Below are 25,249 nucleotides of genomic sequence, written 5' to 3'. Positions count from 1 at the left end.
TGCGGCGGAGGCGGCATGCCGTACCGAATCATTCGTTCGCCTAGCCTGACCGAGGAACTCGGCCCGAACATCCCTCAACCGACTCCCGTCCTTCAGCGCCCAGAAGTAACCGCCATTCGTCGCCCTCCTGCGGAGGCGGCGACCCGCCCCGGAGGGCGTGGTAAACGACCTGCCGTCGACGAGGACTCGGCGGTCATCGCTATGACCGCCTCTGACCCGGGAGTCCAGGTGAGTTGCTACCAGCACGTCACCGACTGACGGCAGATCCGCTTCGATAACGGCGCCCGATCTAACGTCTCCGCGACTCATGATCCTGCCTTGACCGCACGGCACGCTCTGGTGAATTCGCTGATCTCTCAATGCCCCAGGATCTGCCGGACGCTGAGCACGAGAGGGCCGGATGCAGACGCTGAGACTCAGGTCCAGTTGCTTGGCCCACCCCACCCACCCACGAGGTTTCACGAGCAGCCGATCTAGAGTGCCCGCGTGAGAGGCTTACCCCGCGCGGTGATCGTTCTCGGGATCATCTCCTTCTGCGTCGCGGTCGGGTTCGGGGTGCTGGTGCCGGTGCTGCCGGTGTTCGCGCGCTCGTTCGGCGTCGGCAACTTCGAGGTCGGCGCCGTCATCTCCGCGTTCGCCCTGATGCGGCTGCTGAGTGCTCCACTGTGCGCGAAGTTGATCACGAGGTTCGGCGAACGGCTGGTGCTCGGGGTCGGCATGTATCTGGTCGCGATCTCGGCGGGGTTGGCCGGGCTGGCGCAGACGTACCCGCAGTTGTTGATCTTGCGCGGGATCGGCGGGATCTGGTCGGCGATGTTCACCGTCTCGGCGATGACGCTGCTGCTGGCATCGGTGGCGCCGGATCGGCGCGGACGGGCGACCGGGTTCTTCCAGGGCGGGTTCCTGATCGGCAGCATGGCCGGGCCGGCGGTCGGCGGCGGCCTCTCGACGATCTCGCTGACCGCGCCGTTCTACTTCTACGCCGGGGCCCTGGTGGTCGCGGGCACGGTCGGTTTGATCTTGCTGCGGTCCTCGGTGGCCGAGACGACGGACGGGGCGATCCCGCCCGTACCGCTGGGCACCCTGCTCCGAGACCGGCGGTTCCAGGCCGCCTGCTTCACCAACCTGGCCCAGGGCTGGACCTCGTTCGGGGTCCGCAGCTCGCTGGTCCCGGTGCTGATCGTCGACGTGCTGCACGGACAGCCGGCCTGGACCGGGATCGCCTTCGCGGTCGCCTCGGTGGTCCAGACGATCATGGTCGCGCCGGCCGCCCGGCTGACCGACACCGTCGGCCGCCGGCCCGCCATGATCATCGGCTGTCTGCTCGGCGGCGCCGCGGCGCTGGCCATCCCCTTCGCCCCGAACATCTGGGTGCTGGTCGCCGTCCTCTGCGGGTACGGGATCGCCGCGGCGTTCCTCGGCACCGCGCCGGCGGCGGCCGTGGGCGACGCGGCGGGCGGTCGGGCCGGACGTGGGGTGGCGATCTTCTCCATGTGTGCGGACTTCGGCGCGATCGCCGGGCCGCTGGTCGCCGGGGTGCTGGCCGACCACGTCTCCTACCCGGTCGCCTTCGGCGTCGGCGCGCTGCTGATCTTCGTGGCGGCGGGTCTCTCGTTCCGGATGCCGGTCGGCCGGTAGTCCGTGGCTTACAGTTCTGCTTGAAACATCGACCGGCTTGACGGGGGTTCAGGATGCCTCGGTTGGCAGCGCGCCTCGCCACGGCGGTCTTCGCGTTCGCTGTCGTCCTGTTCGGGGCCATTCCGACGGCCACCGCGGTGGTCGTCGACATCCCCGGGCCGCCGGCCTCCGGCTCCAGCACGTACGACTGGGTCGGCAGCTGGATGACCGCGGCCGAACGGCCCGGCACCAGCGGGCCGGCCGCCACCGGCTTCGCCGACCAGACCCTGCGCCAGGTGGTCGACCTGTCGCTGGGCGGCGACCTGGTCCGGGTCCGGCTGACCAACGTGTTCGGCGACCGGCCGCTGCGGGTCGGGTCGGCGTCGATCGCCCGCCGGCTCGGGGCCTCCGGAGCCGCCACGATCGGCCGGCCGATCCGGCTGACCTTCGCCGGGCGACCCGCGACGACCATCCCGGCCGGGGTCGAGGTGCTGTCGGACCCGGTTGAGCTCGCCGTACCGGATCGGGCACATCTGCTGGTCAGCCTCTATTTTCCGAAGCCCACCGGGCCGGCGACCTGGCATCGGCGCGGCTGGGCGACCACGTTCCTGGCCGAGGGCGACGCCGGGGTGGACCGCCGGGCCGATCGCTTCGCCGGAGTGGGTACGTCGACGTACTTCCTGGCCGGGGTCGACGTGCTGACCCGGTCCGCCGGAGCCGTCGTCGCGTTCGGCGACTCGATCACCGAGGGCTGCTGCGAGGAACTCTCGATCGACGCCGACACCAGCTATCCGGACCGCCTCGCCGAGGCCCTGGGCGCGCCCGGACAACGGCTGGCCGTCCTGAACGCCGGGATCAGCGGCAACGCGCTGCTCCGGGACGGTTCCGGGCCGAGCGCACTGAGCCGGTTCGACCGGGACGTGCTGAACCGGCCCGGCGTGCGGACCGTGATCATCCTGATCGGCATCAACGACCTGATCCGCAGCCAGGGGACGGTTCGGTCGGCCCAGTTGATCAAGGGGTACGGCGACCTGATCCGGCGGGCCCGGGCCGCCGGCCTGCGGGTGATCGGGGCCACCCTGACGCCGTACGGCGACTCGCGCGGCTTCACCCGCGCCGGTGAAACCCAACGACGCAACGCCAACCGATGGATCCGGACCGGTGGCGCGTTCGACGAGGTGATCGACTTCGATGCACTGCTCCGGGACCGGCGCCGGCCGGCCCGGCTGCGCGCCGACTACGACCCCGGTGATCATCTGCACCCGACGGTCGCCGGCTATGCGGCGATGGCCGAGGCGGTCCGGGACGCGACCGCCTCGACCGTCGTCGAGCCGCCGCAACGGCGGCATCCGGTGGCCACCGTCCACACCGCGATCCGGACGTTCCTGCGCGAGGACGAGCGTCACGATTGACATCGATTCGAACTTGTGTTCGTATCGAGGGGTGCGTTGGGAAGGTCGTCGAGTGGATGCGGTCGACGAGCACGCACTGCCCGGCCTGGGCCGGTTCAGCGGGCTCGTGCGGAGCGTCCGGACGCCGGAGTTCGCCGGGATCACGTTCCACGAAGTGCTGGCCCGGTCGGCACTGAACCAGGTGTCGGCGCAGAGCGCGATCATGCCGGGCGCCTGGACGATCAACCCGTATCGCGGCTGTCAGCACGGCTGCGTCTACTGCTTCGCCCGGCCGACCCACAGCTACCTCGATCTCGATGTCGGCACCGACTTCGACACCCAGATCGTGGTCAAGATCAACATCGTGGACCGGCTGCGCCAGGAACTGGGCCGGCTCGGTGACCGGGTCAGCGGGGTGAACCTGGGCACCAACACGGATCCGTACCAGCGGGCGGAGGGGCGGTACCGGCTGATGCCGGGGATCATCGAGGCGCTGGCCGACCGCGGCAGGCCCTTGTCGATCCTGACCAAGGGCACCCTGCTGCAACGTGACCTCGAACTGCTGGCGGAGGTGGGCCGGCGGGTGCCGGTCAGCCTGGCCGTGTCGATCGCGATGTACGACGATGCGATCCGGGACTCGGTCGAGCCGCACACGCCGACCACCAAGGCCCGGCTCGGCCTGGTCCGCGCCATTCGTGATCATGGTTTCGACTGCACCGTGCTGGCGATGCCGGTGCTGCCGTACCTGACCGACAGCGTTGATCATCTCGACACCGCGCTGCGGCGACTCAGCGAGGCCGGCGCCACCGACCTGCACGTCGGCGCGCTGCATCTCAAACCCGGCGTGCGGGAGTGGTACTACGGCTGGCTGGAGCGGACCCGGCCGGAGTTGCTGCCGCGCTACCGAGCCCTGTACCGGCGCGGATCCTATGCACCGAAGGAGTATCGGGAGGCCTTGGCCGCCAAGGTGGCCCCGCTGCGCCGGCGGTACCGCTTCGACCGGCCGGGCCGGCGTCAGCTGATCGTTCCCGCACCCACCGCGACCGTCGACCCGCAGGCCACCCTGTTCTGATCAGGCGAGCGGCCGGTAGCAGTCGTACGTCTCCTGGCGGGTGATCAACCCGTCCACGTCGAAGGTGAGGAACATCGCCACGTCGGCCCGCAGCTCGTGCCCGGCCGGCAGAGTCCCGAGCGGCTTGGCGAGCACCCCGGTCCACTCCACCTGCAGAACCACCCGGTCCTCGACCTCGGCCGACCAGGTCACGTCATAACGCTGGGACGCCATCAGCTCGGCGCCCTCGACCGACGCCGCCAACATCGCCGTCAACGCACGGGTCCGGCCGACCGGAGCGATCGGCGACGGGTGCTCGACCTGGATCGCCTCCGGGTGGAAATACGGCCGCAACTGCTCCCCGACCGCCCCCGCCTCGATCGCCGCCACGAGAGCCCGTGCCGCGCCAACCTTCGTCATGCGCCCACGCTAGCCGGGCTGCCCGGCTGGCGTGGAAACTCGCGGGCACCAGACCCGGCCGAAGTTTCCACGTCAACGTTCGGGGGCCGTCAGCCAGATCAGAGCCAGCGCGGCGACGCCGGTCAGGCCGGCGGCGAGGGGGAGCCAGCCGGCGCCCAGAGTGGCGACGACCAGGCCGCCGAGTCCGGACCCGAGGGCCGCGCCGGCGTAGATCGCGGAACCGTTCAGGCCGAGCGCGACGGTCGGCGCCTCGGTCTCGGCCGCGAACAGGCGGTGCTGCTGCGGCACGATCGAGATCCCGGTGGCGACACCGATCACGAGCATGATCACGATCACGGCAGGCAGCGAGTGGGTCAGCGGCTGCAAGATCAGGAACGCCGCCGCGGCCACGGCGGCGCCGACCAAGATCACCGGCAGCGCACCGCGGGAGTCGACCAGTCGCCCGGCCAGCTGATTGCCGGCGACCTGACCGGCACCGCGGACCACCAGCAGCACCACCAGGACCACGCCGGTGGCGACCGGCGCGACGATGACCGGGAGATAGGCCAGGGCCAGGAAGCCGGGGATCAACACCAGCACCGTCCCACCGAGAATCGCCAGGACCTGGGGCTTGATCAAGACCCGGAGCCGGTCCCGCAGCGAGGTCGGCGGCAGGTGGACCTTGGGCAGGACCGGCACCACGACCGCGGACAGGACGGCGAGGCCGGCGATCACCCACATGGCGCCGCGCCAGCCCCACCACTGCCCGATCAGCACACCGAAGGGGACGCCGATCACGGTCGACACGGTGGTGCCCGCGGCGATCGCCGCCAGCGCCCGGCCCCGCCGGCTCGGCGCCGCGAGCAGCCCGGCGACGGCGTACGCGTTGGCCTGGAACGCCGCCGCCCCGAGCGCGGCCAGGACCCGGCTGATCGCCACCACCAGGTACGTCGGCCCGACCGCCTGGCCGATCATGCCGAGCAGGAAGATGATCATGCCGACGCCGAGGACCAGGCGGCGGTCCAGCCGGCCGGTCACCGTGGCGATCACCGGCGACCCGAGGGCGTACGCGATCGAGAACATCGTGGTCAGCTGCCCGGCCGCCGCGACGTCGACCCGCAGGTCGGTGGCGATCTCCGGCAGCAGTCCGCTCAGCACGAAGCCGTCCATGCCGAGCGTGAACGTACCGATCGCCAACAGGCCGAGCTGGAACGTGCCGATCCCGGGCGCCCCCGCGGCCTCCGCAACATTATTCGATGCTTGTCGAACAATCACACGATGAAGCTAGAGTATTGTTCGATGAGTGTCAAAGAGTTCTGAAGTATCCGAGACACCGCCCCGCGGCCGCCGGCTCCCCCAGCCGACGGTCGATTCGATCGACCTCACGAACGTGCTGAGCGCCCTGGCCGACCCGGTCCGGCTGGAGATCATGCGCGGGCTGTACGCGAACGGCGAGCCGATCGACTGCGCCGCGATCGCCAGCCGGATGCCGGTGACCGCCTCGACGGTCTCGCACCACTGGCGCGTGCTGCGCGAGGCCGGCCTCACCTCGACCGTCGCCGAGGGCCGGAAGCGGATCATCCGGGTCCGCGACGACGACCTCGAACAACGCTTCCCCGGCCTGCTCAAGGCAGTGCTGTCGCCGCCGTCGGCCTGAGCGGGCGTGACCCGGGATCGCCAGACACCTGCCGCCTTACGACCCGGTCAGCGGATCCCACCTGACCCACCAACCCGCCCACCGACCGGTCACCAGTGCAGCGACACGCCGTCAAACCGCTGCTTTGGTGACCGGTCGGCGGAATTGTTAGGTGAGTTCGAGGAGGCCCAAGCGGCGGGTGGGGCGGGTGGCGGCGACGTAGAGGTCGGCGTGACCGCGGGAGCCGGCGGCGAGGATCTCGTCGGGGGCGACGATGATCACGCTGTCGAACTCGAGGCCCTTCGACTGCTCGGGGGTGAGGACGGCGACCGGGGCGTCGAGGAAGTCCTCGTCGGCGAACGAGGCGGCGTCCGGGACGGCCGTCCGGGCCTGGGCGAGGCGGTCGGGGGTGGTGATCACCGCGACGTTGCCCTCGCCGACCAGGTCCCGTTCCTCGGCCAGCCGGGCGGCCAGTTCGCCGGCCAGGTCGGCCTCGGCGACGGTCCGGGTCCAGGGCTCGTCGCCGTCGGGGCGGGCGGCCCGCGGGGCAGTGCCCTCGGCTCCACTGTCGGCCAGGATCTTGCCCGCGTAGGCCAGGATCGGACCGGTCGAGCGGTAGCTGACCGTGAGCGCCGCGCGGCGCCAGCGGCCGGCGGCGACCGGGTCCAGGGCGGCGGCCCAGGACTGCGGGCTGTCCGGCGCGGCGGCCTGGGCCAGGTCACCGACGGCGGTCATCGAGCCGGTCGGGCAGCGCCGGCCCAGCATCCGCCAGGCCATCGGGGACAGTTCCTGGGCCTCGTCGACGATCACGTGGCCGTACGCCCACTCGCGGTCCCGGCGGGCCCGGTCGGCGAGCGGCTCGATGATGCCCTCGTCGTAGTAGCGGGACAGCACCTCGGAGCCCTCGATCATGATCTCGCCGTGGTCCTCGTCGGCGTACTCGAGGGCCAACTCGGCCGCCTCGGCGGCGGCCAGGTCAAGCTCCAGGCTCTCCGAGTCGCGCTGCGCCTGGGCCCGGCGCTGTTCGGCGGCCTCCCGGTCGAGCAGTTCCTGGGCCGGGCCGAGGAGCTCGGCGAGCTCGTCGAGCAGGGGGATGTCGGAGATCGTCCAGGGCCCTTCGACAGGCTCAGGGCGCGGTGCGGAGTCAGGGCGTTTCAGGGCGTCGCGTTCGGCTTCGGTGAGGCCGGTCGCGACGCGGTTGCGGAAGTCGGCGTCGGTGTAGAGCTCGGCCAGCAGACGCTCCGGCGTCAGTTCCGGCCAGATCAGGTCGGCGGCTCGGGAGAACGCCTCGGACTGGGCCAGGTTGGCCCGCATCCCCTTCGGATCGAGGAAGCCGCGCAGATCCAGGTCCTCCTCGCCCTCGATCAACTCCGGTACGTCGACCTCGTCGATCATCTTCTCCAGCCGGTCCAGCTCCCGGCCGACCAGTTCGTCCAGCAGCCGCTCCACCACGAACGGGCGGATCCGGTTGTGCGGCAGCTGCAGCTGCTCGGCCCGCTCCCGGGCCCGGTCCCGCACAGTGCGGCAGAAGTCGGCGTCGAGGGTGTGCTCCTCGTCCCCGACGACCACGGTCAGCCCGTCCTCCGGGAACCGCTGATGATCAACGACGGCCGCCGCGACCAGCTCGACCATCCGCGGGTCGCCCTTGATCATCGCGGTCGGCGGCGGGTCGACCGCGGCGGTCCGCAGCGGCGGGTAGAGGTCGCCGATCGAGCCGAGCACGACGTCGGTCTCGCCGAGGCCGGGCAGCACCTGCTCGACGTAGCGGAGGAAGGTACGGTTCGGCCCGATCACCAGGATGCCCTTGTCGGCCAGCCGCTCCCGGTGCGTGTAGAGCAGGTACGCGGCGCGATGCAGTGCGACCACCGTCTTGCCGGTGCCGGGCCCGCCTTCGACGACGAGGATGCCGGACAGGCCGGACCGGATGATCTCGTCCTGCTCGGCCTGGATGGTGGCGACGATGTCGGCCATCCGGCCGGTTCGGGCCTGTCGCAGCGCGTTCAGCAGGGCGGCCTCGCCGGCCAACTGCCCATCGCCGTCGATCGCCGTGAAGTCGAGCACGTCGTCGTCGATGCCGATCACGTCGCGCTGCCGCAGGTGCAGGTGCCGACGGCGCCGGATGCCGAGCCGCTCGGCCGGGGTGGCCCGGTAGAACGCGGCCGCGACCGGGGCCCGCCAGTCGATCAGCATCGGCTCGGCATCGTCGTCGGCGATCCCGATCCGACCCAGATAGAAGCGGTCACCGGCGTCGGTGTCGAGGCGACCGATCACCAGACCGCGCTCGGCGGCGGTCAGGCCGGCGGCGCGCTGGGCCAATCGCTCGGCGAAGTGCTGCCGCTCGCGTACCCCTTGGTCGGTGTCGGAGGTGGCGGCGCGGATGGTGCCGGCAAGCTGCTCCTCGGCCTGCCGGCGCAGGTGGTCGAGGCGGTCGTAGAGGGTGGTGACGTGGGCCTGTTCGGCGGCCATCTCGGCCTGCGTGATCTCGGACTGGCTGGGCTGGGACTGTGTCATCTCGGGCTGGGCGGACGAAACACTCATGCGGAAAGTTCGCTCCTGAATGCCGGATTCCCTGGGCGCCGGATGCGGCGCGGGCGTGAGCGTACCCCATCGGGACAAGGGCACTAGGGTAGTTGAACGTCAGGAATCCGAGAGGAATTCCGTACGGGGGCCGGAATTTCCGAATCGACGAGGATCGGAGCGCTGTGGGCCGGACCACGACACGCATTTCCGCCCTGCTCGGGGCACTGCTGCTGATCACCGCGCTGGCCGGCTGCGGCGACGACGCCGCCCGGGCCAAGCAGGTCAAGGTGACGCTCGCCAACCACGTCTGGAGTACGGCGATCCAGGAGCTGATCGGCGAGTTCGAGGCCGAGACCGGCCTGGACGTCACGGTGACCACGCTCGGCGAGAGCCAGCTGTCCGACCAGTACAACGTGAAGCTCAATGCCGGCACCGATGACATCGACGTGATGATGTTCCGGCCGCTGCAGGAGGGCCGCCAGTTCATCCACAACAAGTGGCTGGCCGACGTGACCGACCGGACCGGCGACCCGGCCTACCGGTGGGACGACTTCATGGAGTCGGCCCGGGACGCGGTCAGCGACGGCGACCGGAGCTACGGGGCGCCGTTGATCACCGAGCGGGAGATCCTCTACTACAACGCCGACCTGCTGGAGCGAGCCGGCATCGACGGGCCGCCGGAGACGCTGGACGAGCTGGTCGCCGACGCGGCCCAGGTCAAGGAGCGGGTGCCGGACACGTTCGGCTTCGTCAGCCGCGGTCAGCGGTCGCCGGCGGTCACCCAGTTCTCCAGCTATCTGTTCTCCTGCGGCGGCGATTTCGACGACGGTACGACCTCGACGCTCGCCTCGCCCGAGGCGGTCAAGGCCTACCAGGTCTACACCGACCTGCTCCGCGAGTCCGGCCCGCCGGGCACCTCCAACATGAACTGGCCGGACGCGTTCGCGGTGTTCCAGCAGGGCCGGGCCGCGTTCCTCACCGACGCGGACAGCCTCTTCGCCAACGTCACCGATCCGGAGAAGTCTCGGGTCTCCGACCAGGTCGGGTTCGCCCGGTTTCCGGCCGGGAGCGCCGGGTCGAAGCCGTACAACGTGACGTCCTGGGCGCTCGGCATCAACGACGTCTCAGAGCACCAGGAGAACGCGTGGCGGTTCATCCAGTGGGCCACCTCGCCGGAGATCACGTTGCGGATGCAGCAGGCCGGTACGCCGAGCGCGCGGACCTCGGTCTGGGACGACCCGTCCGCCACCGCCGATCTGCCGCCCGAGCTGGTCACGGTGATCAAGGACAGCTTCAACGGCTCGGTCGGCCATGATCGGCCGCGGGTGATGAAGGTGCCGCAGGCACGGGACATCGTCGGCGGTCCGCTGGTCGTCGGCCAGCAGGGCGGCGACGTCGCGGCGGCGGCGGCCAAGGCGGCCGAGGAGTACGACGAGCTGCTGGCGAAGGAGCGCCGATGAGTTCCCCTTCGACAAGCTCAGGGCACGTGGGTGGCGGCTCGGGGCGCGGGGTGTCGGCCTTCCTGAACCGGCACCGCAAGTGGGTGCTGGCCGGACCGGCGTTGATCTTCGTGGTGGCGATGCTGGCGTTCCCGCTGGCCTGGACGCTCTACCTCAGCGTCACCGACGCGTCCGGCTCGGTGCGCGCGGACAAGACGTTCATCGGGCTGGCCAACTACACCGAGGTGCTCACCGACGTCGAGCGGTTCTGGCCGGCGGTCGGCCGGACGGTGATCTTCACGGTCGGCGCGATCGCGCTCGAGGTGGTCTTCGGCATGATCATCGCGCTGCTGCTGTGGCGGCCGTTCCGCGGCCAGGGCTTGGTCCGGGTGGCGATCCTGCTGCCACTGGTGGCGACGCCGGTCGCGGTCGGCATGATGTGGTTGTTGATCTTCGAACCGACGATCGGCGCGGCGAACCAGTTCCTGGAGCTGATCCGGATCCCCGCCCAGGGCTGGATCTCCGATCCGGACCAGGCGCTGCCGACGCTGATCTTCGTCGACGTCTGGCAGTGGACGCCGATGGTGACGCTGATCCTGATGGCCGGGCTGACCGCGCTGCCGGGCGAGCCGGACGAGGCGGCCCGCGTGGACGGCGCGTCGGGCTGGCAGCGGTTCTGGTTCGTCACGCTGCCGCTGCTGGCGCCGACGGTGATCGCCGCGGTGCTGTTGCGCAGCATCGACGCTCTGAAGACGTTCGACATCCTGTACGCCACCAAGGGCAAGGGCGGCGGCTCGGCGCACGAGGTGGAGACCCTGAACATCTACGCCTACGGGCTCAGCTTCGACTACAACGAGTACGGCCTCTCTTCGGCCGTGTTGATCATCTTCTTCCTGATGATTGTGGCGGTGGTCGCCGTACTCGTGTTGCGGCGAGGAAAGGCGGCACCATGACCCGGACCCGTTGGCTGACGGTCGGCCGCGGCGTCGCGCTGGCCGTGATCGTGATCGGCTTCGCCGTACCGCTGCTCTGGATGGTGCTGGCCTCGTTCAAGACCAGCCTGGACATCACCGACCCGGCCCGGACGTTGATCTTCACGCCGACGCTGGACAACTACCGAACCGTGTTCGGACAGCAGAACTTCCTGCCGTTCATCGGCAACAGCCTGGTCGTTGGCGCCCTGTCCACGCTGTTGTCGCTGCTGCTCGGTGTGCCCGCCGCGTACGCGATGAGCCGGTTCCGGATGGGTGGCTCGGCCGGCGTCGTGCTGCTGGCCCGGATCATCCCCGGGGTCAGCCTGCTGGTGCCGTGGTTCTACGTGTTCGCCAACCTGCGCCTGGTCGGCAACTACTCGGCCCTGGTGCTGTCGCACATGTTCGTCACGCTGCCGCTGATCGTCTGGATCATGATCGGCTACTACGACCAGATCCCGGAGGAACTGGAGGAGTCGGCGCAGGTCGACGGGCTGACCCCGCTGGCCGCGTTCGGCCGGATCACGCTGCCGCTGTCGACGCCGGGCATCGCGACGGCGAGCATCCTGGCCTTCATCTTCTCCTGGAACAACTTCATGTTCGCCCTGGTCCTGTCCGGCGAGAACACCCGCACCCTGCCGGTGGCGATCTTCAACTTCATCGCGTACGCCAGCATCGACTGGGGCGGTCTGATGGCAGCCTCGGTGATCATCACCGTACCGATCATGATCATCGCCCTGTTCACCCAGCGCTACATCGTGGCCGGGATGACCGCGGGGGCGACGAAGGGCTGACATCCTCCGAGCGGTTCCCCACCGTTTGCCCTGCCGCCCCGGCGACAGTGCCCTTCTGGACGGCTTGCGTCCGGATTCGCACGAGAATGGGGGAAAGTCATGGGCCGAGTGCGTCGAGGACGGATGCTGCCCGCTGTCATGATCACGGTGGCACTGATCGCCGCGAGCCTTCTGGGGGCGCTACCGGCCCGGGCGGCGCAGCCTCCGGAGTCGCCACCGGGGCGGGCGGCCGGGGAGATCTCCGTGCTGACCCGCAACCTGTTCGTCGGCGCCGACCTGCGGCTGGCGCTGTCCGCCACCGATCAACCGACGTTTCAGACCGCGATCCGGGCGGCGCTGCACCGGATCGCCGACAACCGGTTCCCGCAGCGAGCCCTGGCCCTCGCCCACCAGATCGCGAAGGCCAGGCCGGACGTTGTCGCGCTGCAGGAGGTCTACGACCTCCGGCGCAACGGTGCTCACGCCTCGGGCCCGTACGTCGATCACCTCGCCGTGATGCTGCAGGCGCTGAAGCTCTTCGGCGACGACTACCGGCTGGTCGCGCAGGTCCCGACCCTGTCCGCCACCTTCCCGGTCGACCTCGACCGCAACGGATCCCGGGAGACGCAGGTCAGCCTGACCGATCGCGACGTGCTGTTGGTCCGCAAGGGCATCCCGGTGACGCCGACGCCGTACGGCTCGACGTGCGCCCGGCCGGCCGGCGACGGCTGCCGCTTCCAGATCGTCGACATCGCTGAGAACCTGCCGAATGGACGCGTCGTCATCGAGCAGGGCTGGATCGGGGTCGATCTGACGCTGAACGGCCGCGACTTCCGGGTCGTCACGACCCGGCTGGAGGACCGCGACCGGCAGACCTCGAACACACCCCGGCCGACCGATCCGGTCTTCGCGACGTTCCAGACATTGCAGATGATCGAATTGTTCACCCAGACCGACAAGATGCCGGGGACTCCGACCATGATCGTCCTCAGTGACCTCGCCTCCCGCCCCGAGGACGAAACCGTCGTCGTCGGCTCCTTGCCGGTCGTCCCGCCGCACCTCCTGCTGCGCACGAACGGCTTCCGCGAGGTATCCGTGCTCGATCCCAGCCCGCCACTTCCGGGGCACACGTGCTGCCAGGCCGAGAATCTCCGGATCGGGCAGTCGCGGCTCAACCGGCGCACCGACCACGTCTTCGCCACCGGGACGCCGGCCGAGGTGCAGACCGAGGTGCTCGCTGACACCTCACTCGACCGGCTGCTCGCCGGCCGTCGCTGGCCGTCCGATCATGCCGCGGTCTTCGCGAAACTGCGCTACTGACCCGTCGATCCCAGCCTGTCGAAGGGATTGCGACCCTTCGACAGGCTCAGGGAAACGGAGGAGAACGGAATCAAGGGACAGTCGCGCCGTGGCGGAGCAGCGCGAGGAGTTCCGAGGTGGCGGCCACGGCGTCGGCGGTGGGTTCGGCGAGGAAGCGGGCGGCGATGCCGTCGACGGCGCCGCCGAGGGTGACGGCGAGCCAGTCCGGATCGAGGTCCTGCCGGTACGCGCCGGACCGCTGGGCGGACTTGATCAAGGTCGCCAGGGCGGCGTTCTTCGCGGCCGGGTCGGGGTTGCCGGCGGCCTCGCTCGCGCCGGTTTCGATCATGGTCTCGGTGAGCAGCCGGGCCTGCGCGGGATGCGCGGCGACGTAGTCGATCATGCCGGCCAGATACGCCTCGACGGCCCCGGCCGGATCCTCCGCGGCGTCGACCCGGGCGCCGACGTGCTCGACCAGGCCGGCGATGACGAAGTCGTACGCCGCCTTGATCACGGCGTTCTTGCTGGCGAAGTGGTAGATCACCGCCGCCTTGGTGATCCCGGCGGCGTCGGCGATCCGCTGCAGCGAGGTGCCGGCGTAGCCGTGCCGGGCGACCAGCTCGATCGTCACCTCGACCAGCTGGGCCCGCCGGGCCTCCTCGGTGAAGGTACGCCGACGGGGCATCAGCGGAGCCCCTCGGCGAAGGCGGCAAGATCATCGGCGATCTCCTGCGGATACTCGCCGTTGATCGCGTGCGAGGCCTCCGGATAGACCTTGACCGTGCCGTGCCGCAGCGTCTGCTCGGCGAATCGGGCGGCCTCGGCGGAGTCGTGCATGACGGAGCGTCCGGCCATGATCACCAGGATCGGCACCTCGATCGCGGCGAGCTGCTCGGCCGGGAAGCGGGTCGGGGACGGCAGCTGCTTGGCGTAGCTCTGCATGCCGACCTCGATCAGGTCCGCGACCGGCACCTCCTCGACCGGCGCGCCGTTGGCGGTCCAGCTGTTGAAGTCGTCCCGCCAGCTCTTCGGTGCGAACGGCAAGGCCACCGGGATGGACCGCAGGATCACCGAAAGCGGCAGGTCGTTGAAGGTGGTGGCCGGATCCAGGACGACCGCGCCGGCCACCTTCCCGGTCCGGTGCACGACGTGGTTCATCACGTTCCAGCCGCCCAGCGACACCCCGAGCAGCAGCACCTTCTGCTCGGGCAGCTGGGCCAGCGCCTCGTCCAGCCAGCGCGCCTGGTCCTCACCCGAGGTGACCGGCCGCTCCTGCACGCTCCGGCCGGGCTCGCCGATCATGTCCAGCGCATAGACGTCGGCGACCTCGAGCAACGAGGGCAGGTTGTCCGCCCACATCGGCGTCGACGCCGAGGTGCCCGGCAACAGGACCACCGGCGGCGTTCCCGTCCCGGCCCCGGTGCCGGTCCAGCGATAGAGCCGGACCACCCCGAAGCTCGTCCGCAGATCGATCACCCGCTCGGGCTTCGGCAGTTCGGCCATCGCCCGTGCGTAGGCGGCGGCGAACCGGTCGTACCCCTCGGCCGAGCGGAAGTGCCCGACCGGCGACGGTTCCCGCAGCACGAACGTCACGACCCCCGCAGCCACCAGCAGACCGGCCAGTACGGGGATCAGGACCCGCCCTCGTCGCTTCGCCATTCCAGCCTCCTAACCGTATGGTCAGTGAACTTACCACATGGTCAGTCAGAAGGTCGTACGGTAGCCTGCCGGGAACTTCGGGGGTCCACGGAACTGCGACCGGGCCCTCGTCCCAGCCCGCCCGACGTCGAGTAGGTGCCATGTCCCCACCTCGTTCCAGGCCGAAGCTGATCGGCATGATCGTCTACGCGATCGTGTTCGTCGTGGCGACCACGACCGCCGTGGTCTTCTCGGTCCGGTCGGCGAGTTCCGGGACCGATCTGCGGTCCAACCTCACCTACATCGCGCCGGCCGGGGTCGGCGGCGGCTGGGACTCGTTCGCCCGAGAACAGCAGCAGGCCATGCGGACCGAGGGCATCGTCAACAACGTCCAAGTGGTCAACATCCCCGGCGCCGGCGGAACGATCGGGCTGAGCAAGTTCACCACCATGACCGGCCAGTCGACCAATGTGCTGGCGACCGGGACGGCGATGCTCGGCGGGATCGAACTGAACGACTCCCCGGTGGATCTGAGCGACGTCCGGCCGATCGCCAAGGTGGCCGAGGACTACGACGCCGTCGTGGTCGCGGCCGACTCCCCGTACCGGAGCATCGACGACATCGTCGCGGCCTGGCGCAAGGACCCGAAGGCCGTCACCTGGACCGGCGGGTCGGCCGGGTCGATCGACCATCTGATCATCGCGGCGCTGGCCCTGGACGTCGGCGTCGACCCGGCTGGGATGACGTTCATCCCCAAGTCCGGCGGCGGCGAGGCGATGCAGACCCTGCTCAACGGCACCACCGATGTGGCGGTCACCGGCTACAACGAGATCGCCGACCAGGTGGAATCGGGACGGGTCCGGGCGCTGGCGATCTCGGCACCGGACCGGCTGCCCGGGGTGGACCTGCCGACGCTGGTCGAGGCCGGCTACCAGGTCGACCTGGTCAACTGGCGCGGCGTGCTGGCCCCGCCCGGCATCACCGACGAGGAACTCACCGAACTCAAGGCGATCATCGAGGAGACCCGGAACTCGGCCGCCTGGCACGATGCGCTGACCCGCAACAAGTGGATCGACTCCTACCTCACCGGCACCGAGTTCGACGCGTTCATCGCTCAAGATCAACAACGGATCGCCGAACTGATCAAGGAGTTGGGACTGTGAGCGCCGCGGCCGTGCGCCGGTGGGGCGAAGGACGATCCGGATTGATCATGGCCGCGATCATGGCCGGGTTCGCCACCTATCTGATCATCGGCGTCGCCGTGATGGAGGTCCCCGAGGGCACCGATCCGCCGGGGCCCGAGGTGTTCCCGTTGATCATCGCCGTCGCCGGGTACGTGATCGCGGTGCTGCTGGCGATCAGCTGGCTGCGCACCCCGACCCCCGCCGAGCCGGCCACCTACGCCGAGGACGACGACGTCTCCGACGAGGAGCGCCGAGCGGCCGAGGAGGCGGCCAGGGTGCCGTACCGGACCTTCTCCGACTGGCGCTCGATCGCCTGGGCGTTCGGCGGCTTCGCCGCGTTCGCCGCCCTGCTGGAGTTCGCCGGCTGGATCGTCGCCGCGGCCCTGCTGTTCTGGTGTGTGGCCCGCGCCATGGGCAGCCGCCGGCCGCTGTTCGACCTGACCGTGGCGCTGACCGTGAGCAGCCTGGTCTACCTGGCCTTCGACGTGGCACTCGGGCTCAATCTTCCGTCCGGGATCCTCGGAGGTGGTGCGTGATGGAAGCCCTCGGACTGCTGATGGAGGGGTTCGCGCACGCGTTCACCCCGCTCAATCTGCTCTTCGTCGTGGTGGGCTGCCTGCTCGGCACCGCGGTCGGCGTGCTGCCCGGGCTCGGCTCGTCGATGGCGGTGGCGCTGCTGCTGCCGATGACGTTCGCGCTCGACCCGACCGCGGCGTTCATCATGTTCGCCGGCGTCTACTTCGGCGGCCTGTTCGGCGACTCGACGATGGCGATCCTGATGAACACGCCGGGCCAGGCGTCGGCCATCGCGTCCACGTACGAGGGACACAAGATGGCCCGCGGCGGCCGCGCACCGCAGGCCCTGGCCACGGCCGCGATCGGTGCGTTCATCGGCGGCATGGTGTCCTGCGTCGTCGTCGTCTTCCTCGCCCCGGTGCTGGCCGACATCTCCACCAGCTTCGGCCCGGCGGAGTATTTCGCGCTGGCCCTGTTCGCGTTCGTGGCGACGTCGTCCGTGGTCGCCGACTCGGTGCTGAAGGGGATCGCCTCGCTGGTCCTCGGGCTCGGCATCGCCACGATCGGGATCGACTCGGTGACCGGCACCGAGCGGCTCAGCTTCGGCGTCCCGGACCTGTTCGACGGCATCTCGCTGGTCACCGTGACGGTGGCGCTGCTGGCGCTGGGCGAGGTGTTCCACATCGCCTCGCGGATCCGGCGCGACCCGGCGTCCAGCACGATCCGGCGCTCCGGCCGGCCGTTCCTGTCGCTGCGCGAGTTCCGCGAGGCGCTGCCCGCCTGGTTGCGCGGCACCGGCATCGGGCTGCCGTTCGGCGTGATCCCGGTCGGCGGCGCCGACGTTCCGACCTTCATCGCGTACGGCGCCGAGCGGGCCCTGGACCGACGGCGCCGGGACCCCCAGTTCGGCAAGGGCGCGATCCGCGGCCTGGCCGCTCCGGAGGCCGCCGGCAACGCCACCACCGGCACGGCGATGGGCGCGCTGCTGGCGCTCGGCCTGCCGGTCTCCGCGACGGCGGCGATCATGCTCGCCGCGTTCCGGCAGTACGGCCTGCAGCCGGGACCGCTGCTGTTCGAGCGAGCACCGGAGCTGGTCTGGGGCCTGCTGGCCAGCTTCTTCCTGGCCATGATCGTGCTGTTGATCTTGAACCTGCCGTTCGCACAGCTCTGGGCCAAGCTGCTGCTGATCCCGAGGCCGTACCTCTATGCGGGGATCGCCGTCTTCTGCGGTCTCGGCGTCTACGCCACGTCGTCGTCGGTGTTCGATCTGTTCCTGCTGCTCGGCATCGGCGTGCTGGCCTTCCTGATGCGCCGGTACGAGTTCCCGATCGCGCCGCTGCTGATCGGGATGGTGCTCGGCCCGCTGGCCGAGACGAGCCTGCGGGACGCGCTGCTCAGTTCGGGCGGCGACTACGCCGTCTTCGTGGGCAGCCCGATCGCCGTCGCCATCCTCAGCCTGCTGGTGGTCGCGGTCCTGATCTCGATCATCGGCCGGCTCCGGGCCCGGCAACGGAAGGACTTCTGAGCGTCAGTCGGCCTTCCGCCAGACGCCGACGATCACGCCGTACTCGGCTTCCGGGGCACGGGCCGGGCGCAGGTCGGTGATCACCTGCTCCAGATGTTCGGTGAGCGCCGCCGCCTGCGCGGCCGTCAGCCGCAGGTGCCGGTGGTTCAGCAGATGATCATCGGGCGGGATCTCGTCGGCGACGTTGGCCAGCATCACCCGGAGCGCCGCGCCGTCCCGGCCGCCGCCGAAGCGGACCCGGCGGCTGACCGGCACGAAGTACTGCTCGGTGCCGCCGCGCACGGTCCGGGTCCGGCCCTTGCGGACCAGCCCGGCGGTGACCAGCACGCCGAGATGGTGCGCCACGTTGCCCTTGTTGGTCCGCAGCCGGTTGGCCAGCTGACTGATCGTCGCGCCGTCCCGGTCCAGCGTGGTCAGGATGCGGTTCCGCAACGGGTGCGCGAGGGCTCGCAGCCGAGCGGGCGAGGTGGCGTCGAGTACGTCCGCGAGGTCCTGGTCCATCCATCAAGCGTCAAGAACTGTTGTCGCTTGGTCAAGACCGTTGCTGGACTTCGGTCATGACGACGAACCCGCTGCTGGACGACCTGGAACGGCTCGTCCGGGACCACTACATCCTCGAACCCGCGATCGACCCCATCGTGACCGCGCTGCACGACGGCGGTCCGCTGCCTGCTGAACCCGACCGGATGGCCGGCGAACTGACCCGGCGGCTCCGGTCGGTCAACCACGACGGGCACCTGCAGGTCCGGCATCGACCGGACGGTGCGATCGACGGCTTCGACTCCGACGCGTACGAACGGAAGTACGCGGCCGAGGCACGGGTGAACTCCGGCGGCATCACGGAGGTGCGCCGGATCGAGGACGGCGTCTGGGTGCTCACCATCGCTCCGTACCTGTCCGAGGTCCACCTCGCCGCCCCGTACGTCGAGGCGGCGTTCACCCTGCTGGCCGACGCCCGGCACCTGCTGATCGACGTCCGCGAAGGGCGCGGCGGCACCCCGGAGACGGTGGCCCTGCTCTGCTCCCACCTGACCGGCCGGGAGCCGGTACACCTGCAGGACATGGTGTTCCGGGGCCGGCCGACCCGGCAGTTCTGGACCCGTCCGGTGCCCCGGCCGCTGCGTCCCGACCTGCGGGTCGATGTGCTCACCAGTGCCCGGACCGTGTCGGCCTGCGAGGAGCTGGCGTACGACCTGCAGGCCCTGGGCCGGGCGACCGTGATCGGCGAGACCACCGGCGGCGGCGCCCACCCGGTCGAGGCGTTCCGGCTCACCGACGTCCTCGAGGCGCTGATCCCGATCGCCCGGTCGGTGAACACCGTGACCGGGACGAACTGGGAACAGGTGGGCGTCGTCCCGGACCGCCCCTGTGCCGCGGCCGACGCGCTCGACGTCGCCCTCGGCGGAGCCGGTCAGCGCGGGTTGTCGGTACGCCAGGCGACGTAGTCGGCGACCGCCCCGGCCACGTCGAACTCGGGTTCGAAGCCGGTCTCGGCGCGGAGGCGCGCAATGTCGAGGTACGGGTGCTCCGCCGTACTCGCGGACGGGGTGCCGGCGACCTCGATCTCGGCCCCGGGCAGGGCGGCCGTCAGCGCGTCCGCGAGTTCGCGGTGGGTGTGCGGGAAACCGCTGCCGACGTTGTAGGCGGTGTGGGCGAGCGAGTCCGCGGTGACCAGGAGCGCGATCGCCCGGCCGGTGTCGCGCGCGTAGCCGAAGTCGCCGCCCCCGTCGGCCTGCAGGGCCCGCGGTTTCTCCCCGCGCAGCACGGCGCTGACCAGCGGCGGCACCGGATTGAACGGCGATTCCGGATGCATCAGCGGGCCCCAGGTGCTGCCGATCCGCAGCAGCACCGGGTGCACCTCGGTGCCGGCGAGCGCAGACTGGGTGATCGGTTCGACGGCCTTCTTGAAGGCCGCGATCGCATGCGGCGGTACGGCGAGCGGCAGGTCGAGGTCCTCGCTCCACGGCCGCTCCGGCCGTCCCTCGTACACGCTGATGCTGCTGGCGACGGCGAACCGCCGCACCCGCCAGGCCCGCGCCGCCTCCAGGGCGTTGACGAGTCCGGCCAGGTCGTGCCGGAAGAAGTCCAGCGGATCCGGGTCCGGGATGCTGCCGGCCAGGTGCACGATCGCGTCGATGGCGTATCGGTCACCGAGGGCCAGGAACGCCTCCCGGTCGGTGAGGTCGAGGTTCTCGACGGCGACCCGCCCGGCCAGGAAGGTCGGCAGGTCGGTCGTCCGGTGCGCCGTCACGACCACCTCTTCGCCGGCGTCGACCAGTGCAGCGGCCGTGTGCGCGCCGATCATGCCGAGGCCTCCGGTGACGAGGATCATCGCTGGGCCAACTCAGAATCAGTCATGACTCGACGCTAGGGAGCGATGAACCGGAAGGCTTGAACAGAACCAGCATCCTGGTCGATCTTTGATCCGACCCGCCGGACGATCGCGCGTCGCCCCTTGGCACGGGGAGCGGTTCTGCCAAGAATGGGAGCCTGCGAACCGAAGGAGACGGCGATGTCCGATCGAGTGTCCCGACGAACCCTGATCGCGGCCGGAGCTTCGGCGGCAGTGGGCGCGACCACGATCGGCGCGCCGGTGGCCTACGCCGACCGCCGCGGCCGTGGCGGTGGTGGCGACGGGCCGGTCCCGGAACCGCTCAAGGTTCGGGAGGCGATCGGCCGTGGCGGTGCGGTCGCCTCGGTCGACCCGTACGCGAGCGAGGTCGGGATCCGGGTGCTCAAGGCCGGCGGCAACGCAGCCGACGCGGCGGTCGCGATGGCGGCCACGCTCGGCGTCACGGAGCCGTACTCCTGCGGGCTCGGCGGCGGCGGCTTCTTCGTCTTCTACGACGCGCGGAGCGGCAGGATCAGGACGATCAACGGCCGCGAGACCGCACCGGCGAGCTTCACCGAAGATCAGTTCACCGACGGCAGCGGCAAGCCGCTCGACTTCGACACGGTGGTCAGCTCCGGGCTCTCGGTCGGCGTGCCGGGCACCCCGGCGACCTGGGCCGTCGCGGCGCGCCGGTTCGGCACCCGGCGGCTGGCCGACCTGCTCCGGCCGGCCGAGGAGCTGGCCCGGCGCGGCTTCGTCGTCGACGCGAACTTCAACTCCCAGACCGCGGCCAACGCCGAGCGGTTCGCGATGTTCCCCGAGACGGTCCGGGTGTTCCTGCCCGGCGGCGAGGTGCCCGCGGTGGGCAGCGCACTGCGCAACCCGGACCTGGCCGACACCTACCGGCGGCTCCGGGAGCGCGGGATCGGCGACTTCTACCGCGGCCGGCTGGCCCGCGCCGTGGTCTCCGAGGCTCGCCGGCCGTCCACCGCGCCGGGCGTCGAGGTGCTCGGCGGCCAGCTCACGCCGGGCGACCTGCGGCGCTACTCGGCCCCCGTCCAGGACCCGACCAGGAGCAAGTTCGGCCATCTCGACGTGTACGGGATGAGCGTGCCCAGCTCCGGCGGGATCGCGGTCGGCGCGGTGCTCAACCTGCTCGACGCCTACCTCGAGGTGTCCGGGCTGCCGCTGTCCGAGCTGTCCGAGGTGGAGTATCTGCACCAGTTCTCGGAGGCCTGCGCGACCGCCTTCGCGGACCGGAACCGCTGGGTCGGCGACGTACCGGACGTGCCGGTGAAGGAGCTGCTCAGCAAGGGCTTCGCGCATGAGCGGGCACAGCTGTTCGATCCGGACAAGGCGCAGCCGCGGCCGATCCCGTTCGGCTTCCCGGACGGCGACTACGAGGACCCGCCCGGCACCGGCGACCGGCAGCCGGAGCCGTACGAGGGACGGTCGACGACCCACCTCAACGCGGTGGACCGGTGGGGCAACGTGGTCGCGTACACGCTGACCATCGAGCAGACCGGCGGCTCCGGGATCACCGTGCCGGGCCACGGCTTCCTGCTCAACAACGAGCTGACCGACTTCAACTTCACACCCGTGACGCCGGGGGTGCCGGACCCGAACCTGCCCGGGCCGGGCAAGCGGCCGCGGTCCTCGATGAGTCCGACGATCATCCTCGAGGGCGACCAGCCGGTGCTCGCGGCCGGAACGCCGGGCGGCGCGACGATCATCACCAGCGTGGCCCAGATCATCGCCGGCCACCTCGGCCGCGGGCTGCCGCTGGTCGAGGCGATCGCGGCACCGCGACTGAGTTCCCGCAACGGCACCGAACAGGGCGACCTGGGCCTGGTCGACTCCGAGACCGGCGCCGCGCTGCGGTCGCTCGGGCACAACCTGGAGGCGGCGACCTGGATCGGCAACGCCTCCGGCATCGCCGTCGACGGGAAGCGGCTGACCGCTGCGGCCGAGACCGAACGCGGTGGCGGCGGCGCGGCCCGTGTCGTCAAGCCGGAGTGAGAAGGAGCCGGGGATGAGTTTCGCCAGCACGATGATGGACGTCCCGCTGCAGGTCCGGCGGCTGCTCGAGCACGGGTCCCGGATCCACGGGGCCAGCCGGGTCGTCACGGCCACCGACGACGGGGTACGGACCCGGACGTTCGCCGAGATCGGGGGCCGGGCGGCTCAGCTGGCGCACGCCCTGCGCGATCTCGGCATCGGCGACGGCGACCGGGTCGGCACCTTCCTCTGGAACAACGACCGGCACGTCGAGGCCTACCTCGCGGTGCCCTCGATGGGCGCCGTGGTGCACCCGCTCAACATCCGGCTCTTCCCGGAGCAGTTGATCTTCACCGCCAACCACGCCGGCGACCGGGTGATCATCGTCGACGACTCGCTGGTGCCCGGCTTCGCCAAGCTGCTGCCGGCGCTGCCGAAGGTGGAGCACGTGATCGTCGCCGGCGACCGGGCCGATCTCGCCGTGTTCGATGATCTTGATGTCGCCGTGCTGTCGTACGAGGAGTTGATCAAGGACCGGGGGACGAGCTACGACTGGCCCGACGTCGACGAACGCAGCGGTGCCGCGATGTGTTACACCTCCGGCACCACCGGCGATCCGAAGGGCGTCGTCTACAGCCACCGCTCGATCTACCTGCACGCGCTGGGCGAGTCGCTGCCGGACGTGTTCGGGCTGTCCTCGCGCGACCTGATCCTCGGCGTCGTGCCGCAGTTCCACGTGCTCGCCTGGGGGCTGCCGTACGCGGCGTTCGCGACCGGCTGCTCGATGGCGATGCCGGACCGGTTCCTGGCGCCGGAGCCGCTGGCCCGGTTCATCGCCGAGGCCCGGCCCAACAAGGGCGCCGGGGTGCCGACGGTGTGGGCCAGCCTGCTGCAGTATCTGGCCGCGACCCCGGACGCCGACGTGTCCTCGCTGGAGGAGCTGGTGGTCGGCGGCTCGGCGCTGCCGCCCGGCATGCTCAGGGCGTACGAGGATCGCGGCATCACCATGGTGCACGCCTGGGGGATGACCGAGATGAGCCCGCTCGGCACCCTGGCCCGGCCGCCCGCCGGCGCCGCCCCGGTCGACGTCGAGCGCTACCGGCTCAGCCAGGGTCGGTTCGTCGCGTCGGTCGAGCCGCGGCTGATCGGGCCGGACGGCGACGTGCTGCCCTGGGACGACGCGTCGGTCGGCGAGCTGGAGGTGCGCGGGCCGTGGGTGGCGGATGCGTACTACGGCGTCGACGATCAGGAGAAGTTCCACGACGGCTGGCTGCGCACCGGCGACGTCGGCGTGATCAGCCCGGACGGCTATCTGCGGCTGACCGACCGGTCCAAGGACGTGATCAAGTCCGGCGGCGAGTGGATCAGTTCGGTGGAGCTGGAGGGCCAGCTCGCGGCGCATCCCGACGTGGTCGAGGCGTCCGTCGTCGGCGTACCGGACGAGAAGTGGGGCGAGCGGCCCCTGGCCGCCGTCGTCGTCCGGGAAGGCGCCACCGTGTCGTTCGAGGACCTGCGGGAGTTCCTGACCGGCAAGGTGGCCCGCTGGCAGCTGCCGGAACGCTGGACGATCGTGGCCGAGATCCCGAAGACCAGCGTCGGCAAGTTCGACAAGAAGCGCCTGCGCCGGTCCTACCGCGAGCAGGAACTCGACGTCACGACGCTGACCACCGATTCATGATCGATGATCATCGAGTACGGGAGAAGGTGGCCTGGATCCTGCTCCGGGAAGATCGACTTCTGGTGACCCGCGTGCACGGCCGGGACCTGTTCTACCTGCCCGGCGGCATGCGTGAGCCCGGCGAGACCGACAGCCAGACGCTGGTCCGCGAGATCGACGAGGAGCTGCAGGCCGTGATCGATCCCGCGACGATGCAGCACGTCCACACCGCCGAGATCCCGCCCGGCCATCCCGCACACGGGCCGTTCCGGATGATCTGCTACTCCGCTGATCATCGCGGCGAGCTGGTGCCGTCCCGGGAGATCGCCGAGAAGGCGTGGTTCCGTCATGAGGACCGGAACCGGGTGTCCGTCGTCGACGCGCTCGTCCTCGACGCCCTGCACGAGACCGGCCGATTGCCCTAGGAGTTGCGCGAGGCCGCGCCGTCGGGCTGCGGAAGCCCCAACGATGACGCGGCCCACGCCAGGTCGATCGCGATCAGCCGGGTCATCACCGCCGCCAGCCAGCCCGGCAGGGAATCGCGAAGAACGCGCTGGGCGAGCGTGGCGGCACCGGCGGCGGCCCAGGGAGCCCCGTCGGGCATGACGTCGTAGGGAAGCGCGCCGCCTTCCAGGTGCAGGGTCGGGAGCAAACCGGCCAGATCATGGACGGCGCTGCCGCGGGTGGTCTGCCTCCAATCGACGAAGATCACCCGGTCGCCGTCGATGCAGATGTTGTCGCTGCGAAGATCTCCGTGCACCAGGCTTGTGCCGTCCTCGTCGCAACGGGCCTCGGCAGCGACGAGCTGCGGTCCGGCGTTGTCGAGCCAGTCCTCCGAGCACAGCTGCAAGGCGAGGAAGGCCGTTCGCTCCGGGCCGGACAGCAGGGTGGGCCAGCGAGCGTCGATCCGCGGCGTGGCCGGGAAGACGTCCGGTGCCTCGACCTGGGCGAGCTCGGCGACAGCGGTGAGCAGAAGATCGAGATCGCCGGGACGCCAGACCACGCCGTGATGGTTGGCCGGCCAGTGAGCCCGGCTGAGGTCTTCCGTGACGAGGATCGGGCGGCCGGGCTCGTCGAGCCACGCGATGATCTTCGTCGCGAAACGCTCGGGAACGTGTTGCAGCGAAAGGTGCTCGGTGCGTAGCCAGTGCTCGGTGTCGTCGTCGGTGGCGGCTTTGACGAAGACGCGGGTGCCGTCGGCCAATCCGACCGAGTGCCGGCTCGCGCTCGACAATCCGGTTTCGGGGACGGCCCAGGTCGTCGTCGGCCGACCCAGGGCCCGTTCGACCCGGCGTCGGATCTC

General features: G+C 70.5%; 23 protein-coding genes. 15 read left to right on the top strand and 8 right to left on the bottom strand.

Features of this window, described 5'->3' with window-relative positions:
* Positions 1–486 precede the first annotated feature (486 nt).
* The 3 genes from AC6CCG_RS20555 to AC6CCG_RS20545 all read left to right on the top strand — a co-directional run bounded on the left by AC6CCG_RS20555 (position 487) and on the right by AC6CCG_RS20545 (position 4,080).
* On the top strand, positions 487–1,638 hold the full coding sequence (locus AC6CCG_RS20555) for an MFS transporter (RefSeq protein ID WP_496656497.1): 1,152 nt from the start codon (positions 487–489) through the stop codon (positions 1,636–1,638).
* A 62-nt stretch (positions 1,639–1,700) separates the two neighbouring features.
* Positions 1,701–3,029 carry a GDSL-type esterase/lipase family protein gene (locus AC6CCG_RS20550; RefSeq protein WP_496656496.1) on the top strand — a complete coding sequence of 443 codons (1,329 nt, stop codon included), beginning with the start codon at positions 1,701–1,703 and terminating at the stop codon, positions 3,027–3,029.
* Positions 3,030–3,060: 31 nt separating this feature from the next.
* Entirely contained in the window at positions 3,061–4,080 is a 1,020-nt protein-coding gene (locus AC6CCG_RS20545) for an Rv2578c family radical SAM protein (RefSeq protein ID WP_496656495.1), read from the top strand.
* Here AC6CCG_RS20545 and AC6CCG_RS20540 read toward each other — a convergent pair whose 3' ends face one another.
* Complete coding sequence (locus AC6CCG_RS20540; protein ID WP_496656494.1) at positions 4,081–4,479, bottom strand: nuclear transport factor 2 family protein; 399 nt, start codon at positions 4,477–4,479, stop codon at positions 4,081–4,083. It lies immediately after the preceding gene.
* Between the two features lie 72 nt (positions 4,480–4,551).
* Complete coding sequence (locus AC6CCG_RS20535) at positions 4,552–5,733, bottom strand: MFS transporter (RefSeq protein ID WP_496656493.1); 1,182 nt, start codon at positions 5,731–5,733, stop codon at positions 4,552–4,554.
* A 115-nt stretch (positions 5,734–5,848) separates the two neighbouring features.
* Here AC6CCG_RS20535 and AC6CCG_RS20530 point away from each other — a divergent pair, with 115 nt between their 5' ends.
* Positions 5,849–6,115, top strand: a complete 267-nt coding sequence (locus AC6CCG_RS20530; protein ID WP_496656492.1) for an ArsR/SmtB family transcription factor — start codon at positions 5,849–5,851, stop codon at positions 6,113–6,115.
* 147 nt (positions 6,116–6,262) lie between these two features.
* Here the strand turns inward: AC6CCG_RS20530 and AC6CCG_RS20525 are convergent, their stop codons facing one another.
* The gene (locus AC6CCG_RS20525; RefSeq protein WP_496656491.1) at positions 6,263–8,632 is read right to left on the bottom strand and encodes a HelD family protein; all 2,370 of its coding nucleotides are present in this window, start codon (positions 8,630–8,632) and stop codon (positions 6,263–6,265) included.
* A 164-nt stretch (positions 8,633–8,796) separates the two neighbouring features.
* On the opposite strand from AC6CCG_RS20525, the gene AC6CCG_RS20520 reads away from it, so the two are divergent.
* From AC6CCG_RS20520 to AC6CCG_RS20505, 4 genes are all read left to right on the top strand, one after another.
* Positions 8,797–10,074, top strand: coding sequence for an ABC transporter substrate-binding protein (locus tag AC6CCG_RS20520; RefSeq protein WP_496656490.1), 1,278 nt, complete (start codon positions 8,797–8,799; stop codon positions 10,072–10,074).
* Positions 10,071–11,006: a carbohydrate ABC transporter permease gene (locus tag AC6CCG_RS20515; RefSeq protein ID WP_496656489.1), complete on the top strand. Its 936-nt coding sequence runs from the start codon at positions 10,071–10,073 to the stop codon at positions 11,004–11,006. The genes AC6CCG_RS20520 and AC6CCG_RS20515 overlap by 4 nt, the downstream gene beginning before the upstream one ends.
* Positions 11,003–11,818 carry a carbohydrate ABC transporter permease gene (locus AC6CCG_RS20510; RefSeq protein WP_496656488.1) on the top strand — a complete coding sequence of 272 codons (816 nt, stop codon included), beginning with the start codon at positions 11,003–11,005 and terminating at the stop codon, positions 11,816–11,818. Before AC6CCG_RS20515 ends, AC6CCG_RS20510 begins: the two co-directional genes overlap by 4 nt.
* 123 nt (positions 11,819–11,941) lie before the next feature.
* Complete coding sequence (locus AC6CCG_RS20505) at positions 11,942–13,117, top strand: exonuclease/endonuclease/phosphatase family protein (protein ID WP_496656487.1); 1,176 nt, start codon at positions 11,942–11,944, stop codon at positions 13,115–13,117.
* Positions 13,118–13,187: 70 nt separating this feature from the next.
* On the opposite strand, the gene AC6CCG_RS20500 is transcribed toward AC6CCG_RS20505, so the two are convergent.
* The gene (locus AC6CCG_RS20500) at positions 13,188–13,781 is read right to left on the bottom strand and encodes a TetR/AcrR family transcriptional regulator (protein ID WP_496656486.1); all 594 of its coding nucleotides are present in this window, start codon (positions 13,779–13,781) and stop codon (positions 13,188–13,190) included.
* Positions 13,781–14,755: an alpha/beta fold hydrolase gene (locus tag AC6CCG_RS20495; protein WP_496656485.1), complete on the bottom strand. Its 975-nt coding sequence runs from the start codon at positions 14,753–14,755 to the stop codon at positions 13,781–13,783. The genes AC6CCG_RS20500 and AC6CCG_RS20495 overlap by 1 nt, the downstream gene beginning before the upstream one ends.
* 140 nt (positions 14,756–14,895) lie before the next feature.
* On the opposite strand from AC6CCG_RS20495, the gene AC6CCG_RS20490 reads away from it, so the two are divergent.
* Genes AC6CCG_RS20490 through AC6CCG_RS20480 form a run of 3 tightly spaced genes read left to right on the top strand, consistent with a single transcriptional unit; the run spans position 14,896 to position 17,959 of the window.
* Positions 14,896–15,897, top strand: a complete 1,002-nt coding sequence (locus AC6CCG_RS20490) for a Bug family tripartite tricarboxylate transporter substrate binding protein (RefSeq protein WP_496656483.1) — start codon at positions 14,896–14,898, stop codon at positions 15,895–15,897.
* A complete protein-coding gene (locus AC6CCG_RS20485; protein WP_496656482.1) occupies positions 15,894–16,454 on the top strand; it encodes a tripartite tricarboxylate transporter TctB family protein in 561 nt (186 codons plus the stop codon). Before AC6CCG_RS20490 ends, AC6CCG_RS20485 begins: the two co-directional genes overlap by 4 nt.
* Complete coding sequence (locus AC6CCG_RS20480; RefSeq protein ID WP_496656481.1) at positions 16,454–17,959, top strand: tripartite tricarboxylate transporter permease; 1,506 nt, start codon at positions 16,454–16,456, stop codon at positions 17,957–17,959. Before AC6CCG_RS20485 ends, AC6CCG_RS20480 begins: the two co-directional genes overlap by 1 nt.
* Positions 17,960–17,962: 3 nt before the next feature.
* Here the strand turns inward: AC6CCG_RS20480 and AC6CCG_RS20475 are convergent, their stop codons facing one another.
* The gene (locus tag AC6CCG_RS20475; protein ID WP_496656480.1) at positions 17,963–18,460 is read right to left on the bottom strand and encodes an ArsR/SmtB family transcription factor; all 498 of its coding nucleotides are present in this window, start codon (positions 18,458–18,460) and stop codon (positions 17,963–17,965) included.
* A 56-nt stretch (positions 18,461–18,516) separates the two neighbouring features.
* On the opposite strand from AC6CCG_RS20475, the gene AC6CCG_RS20470 reads away from it, so the two are divergent.
* Positions 18,517–19,404: a S41 family peptidase gene (locus AC6CCG_RS20470; RefSeq protein WP_496656479.1), complete on the top strand. Its 888-nt coding sequence runs from the start codon at positions 18,517–18,519 to the stop codon at positions 19,402–19,404.
* On the opposite strand, the gene AC6CCG_RS20465 is transcribed toward AC6CCG_RS20470, so the two are convergent.
* A complete protein-coding gene (locus tag AC6CCG_RS20465; RefSeq protein WP_496656478.1) occupies positions 19,371–20,291 on the bottom strand; it encodes an NAD-dependent epimerase/dehydratase family protein in 921 nt (306 codons plus the stop codon). The two genes, AC6CCG_RS20470 and AC6CCG_RS20465, sit on opposite strands and share 34 nt — an antisense overlap.
* 180 nt (positions 20,292–20,471) lie before the next feature.
* Here AC6CCG_RS20465 and ggt point away from each other — a divergent pair, with 180 nt between their 5' ends.
* Genes ggt through AC6CCG_RS20450 form a run of 3 tightly spaced genes read left to right on the top strand, consistent with a single transcriptional unit; the run spans position 20,472 to position 24,371 of the window.
* Entirely contained in the window at positions 20,472–22,310 is a 1,839-nt protein-coding gene (gene ggt / locus AC6CCG_RS20460; protein WP_496656477.1) for a gamma-glutamyltransferase, read from the top strand.
* 13 nt (positions 22,311–22,323) lie between these two features.
* Complete coding sequence (locus tag AC6CCG_RS20455; protein WP_496656476.1) at positions 22,324–23,967, top strand: long-chain fatty acid--CoA ligase; 1,644 nt, start codon at positions 22,324–22,326, stop codon at positions 23,965–23,967.
* Positions 23,964–24,371 (top strand): NUDIX hydrolase, encoded by a 408-nt coding sequence (locus tag AC6CCG_RS20450; RefSeq protein WP_496656475.1) that lies wholly within the window; start codon positions 23,964–23,966, stop codon positions 24,369–24,371. The genes AC6CCG_RS20455 and AC6CCG_RS20450 overlap by 4 nt, the downstream gene beginning before the upstream one ends.
* Here the strand turns inward: AC6CCG_RS20450 and AC6CCG_RS20445 are convergent.
* Positions 24,368–25,150 carry a phosphotransferase gene (locus AC6CCG_RS20445; RefSeq protein ID WP_496656474.1) on the bottom strand — a complete coding sequence of 261 codons (783 nt, stop codon included), beginning with the start codon at positions 25,148–25,150 and terminating at the stop codon, positions 24,368–24,370. The genes AC6CCG_RS20450 and AC6CCG_RS20445 overlap by 4 nt on opposite strands.
* Between the last annotated feature and the right edge of the window lie 99 nt (positions 25,151–25,249).

It is taken from the genome of Microlunatus sp. YIM B11417, from assembly GCF_059617205.1.
This window is presented reverse-complemented; position numbering and strand designations above follow the sequence as displayed.

Coding starts and splice junctions, on each gene's coding strand:
- AC6CCG_RS20510 (WP_496656488.1), top strand. CDS start 11,003: ATGACCCGGACCCGTTGGCTGACGGTCGGCCGCGGCGTCGCGCTGGCC.
- ggt (WP_496656477.1), top strand. CDS start 20,472: ATGTCCGATCGAGTGTCCCGACGAACCCTGATCGCGGCCGGAGCTTCG.
- AC6CCG_RS20490 (WP_496656483.1), top strand. CDS start 14,896: ATGTCCCCACCTCGTTCCAGGCCGAAGCTGATCGGCATGATCGTCTAC.
- AC6CCG_RS20455 (WP_496656476.1), top strand. CDS start 22,324: ATGAGTTTCGCCAGCACGATGATGGACGTCCCGCTGCAGGTCCGGCGG.
- AC6CCG_RS20540 (WP_496656494.1), bottom strand. CDS start 4,479: ATGACGAAGGTTGGCGCGGCACGGGCTCTCGTGGCGGCGATCGAGGCG.
- AC6CCG_RS20475 (WP_496656480.1), bottom strand. CDS start 18,460: ATGGACCAGGACCTCGCGGACGTACTCGACGCCACCTCGCCCGCTCGG.
- AC6CCG_RS20470 (WP_496656479.1), top strand. CDS start 18,517: ATGACGACGAACCCGCTGCTGGACGACCTGGAACGGCTCGTCCGGGAC.
- AC6CCG_RS20495 (WP_496656485.1), bottom strand. CDS start 14,755: ATGGCGAAGCGACGAGGGCGGGTCCTGATCCCCGTACTGGCCGGTCTG.
- AC6CCG_RS20465 (WP_496656478.1), bottom strand. CDS start 20,291: ATGATCCTCGTCACCGGAGGCCTCGGCATGATCGGCGCGCACACGGCC.
- AC6CCG_RS20500 (WP_496656486.1), bottom strand. CDS start 13,781: ATGCCCCGTCGGCGTACCTTCACCGAGGAGGCCCGGCGGGCCCAGCTG.
- AC6CCG_RS20515 (WP_496656489.1), top strand. CDS start 10,071: ATGAGTTCCCCTTCGACAAGCTCAGGGCACGTGGGTGGCGGCTCGGGG.
- AC6CCG_RS20525 (WP_496656491.1), bottom strand. CDS start 8,632: ATGAGTGTTTCGTCCGCCCAGCCCGAGATGACACAGTCCCAGCCCAGC.
- AC6CCG_RS20505 (WP_496656487.1), top strand. CDS start 11,942: ATGCTGCCCGCTGTCATGATCACGGTGGCACTGATCGCCGCGAGCCTT.
- AC6CCG_RS20450 (WP_496656475.1), top strand. CDS start 23,964: ATGATCGATGATCATCGAGTACGGGAGAAGGTGGCCTGGATCCTGCTC.
- AC6CCG_RS20480 (WP_496656481.1), top strand. CDS start 16,454: ATGGAAGCCCTCGGACTGCTGATGGAGGGGTTCGCGCACGCGTTCACC.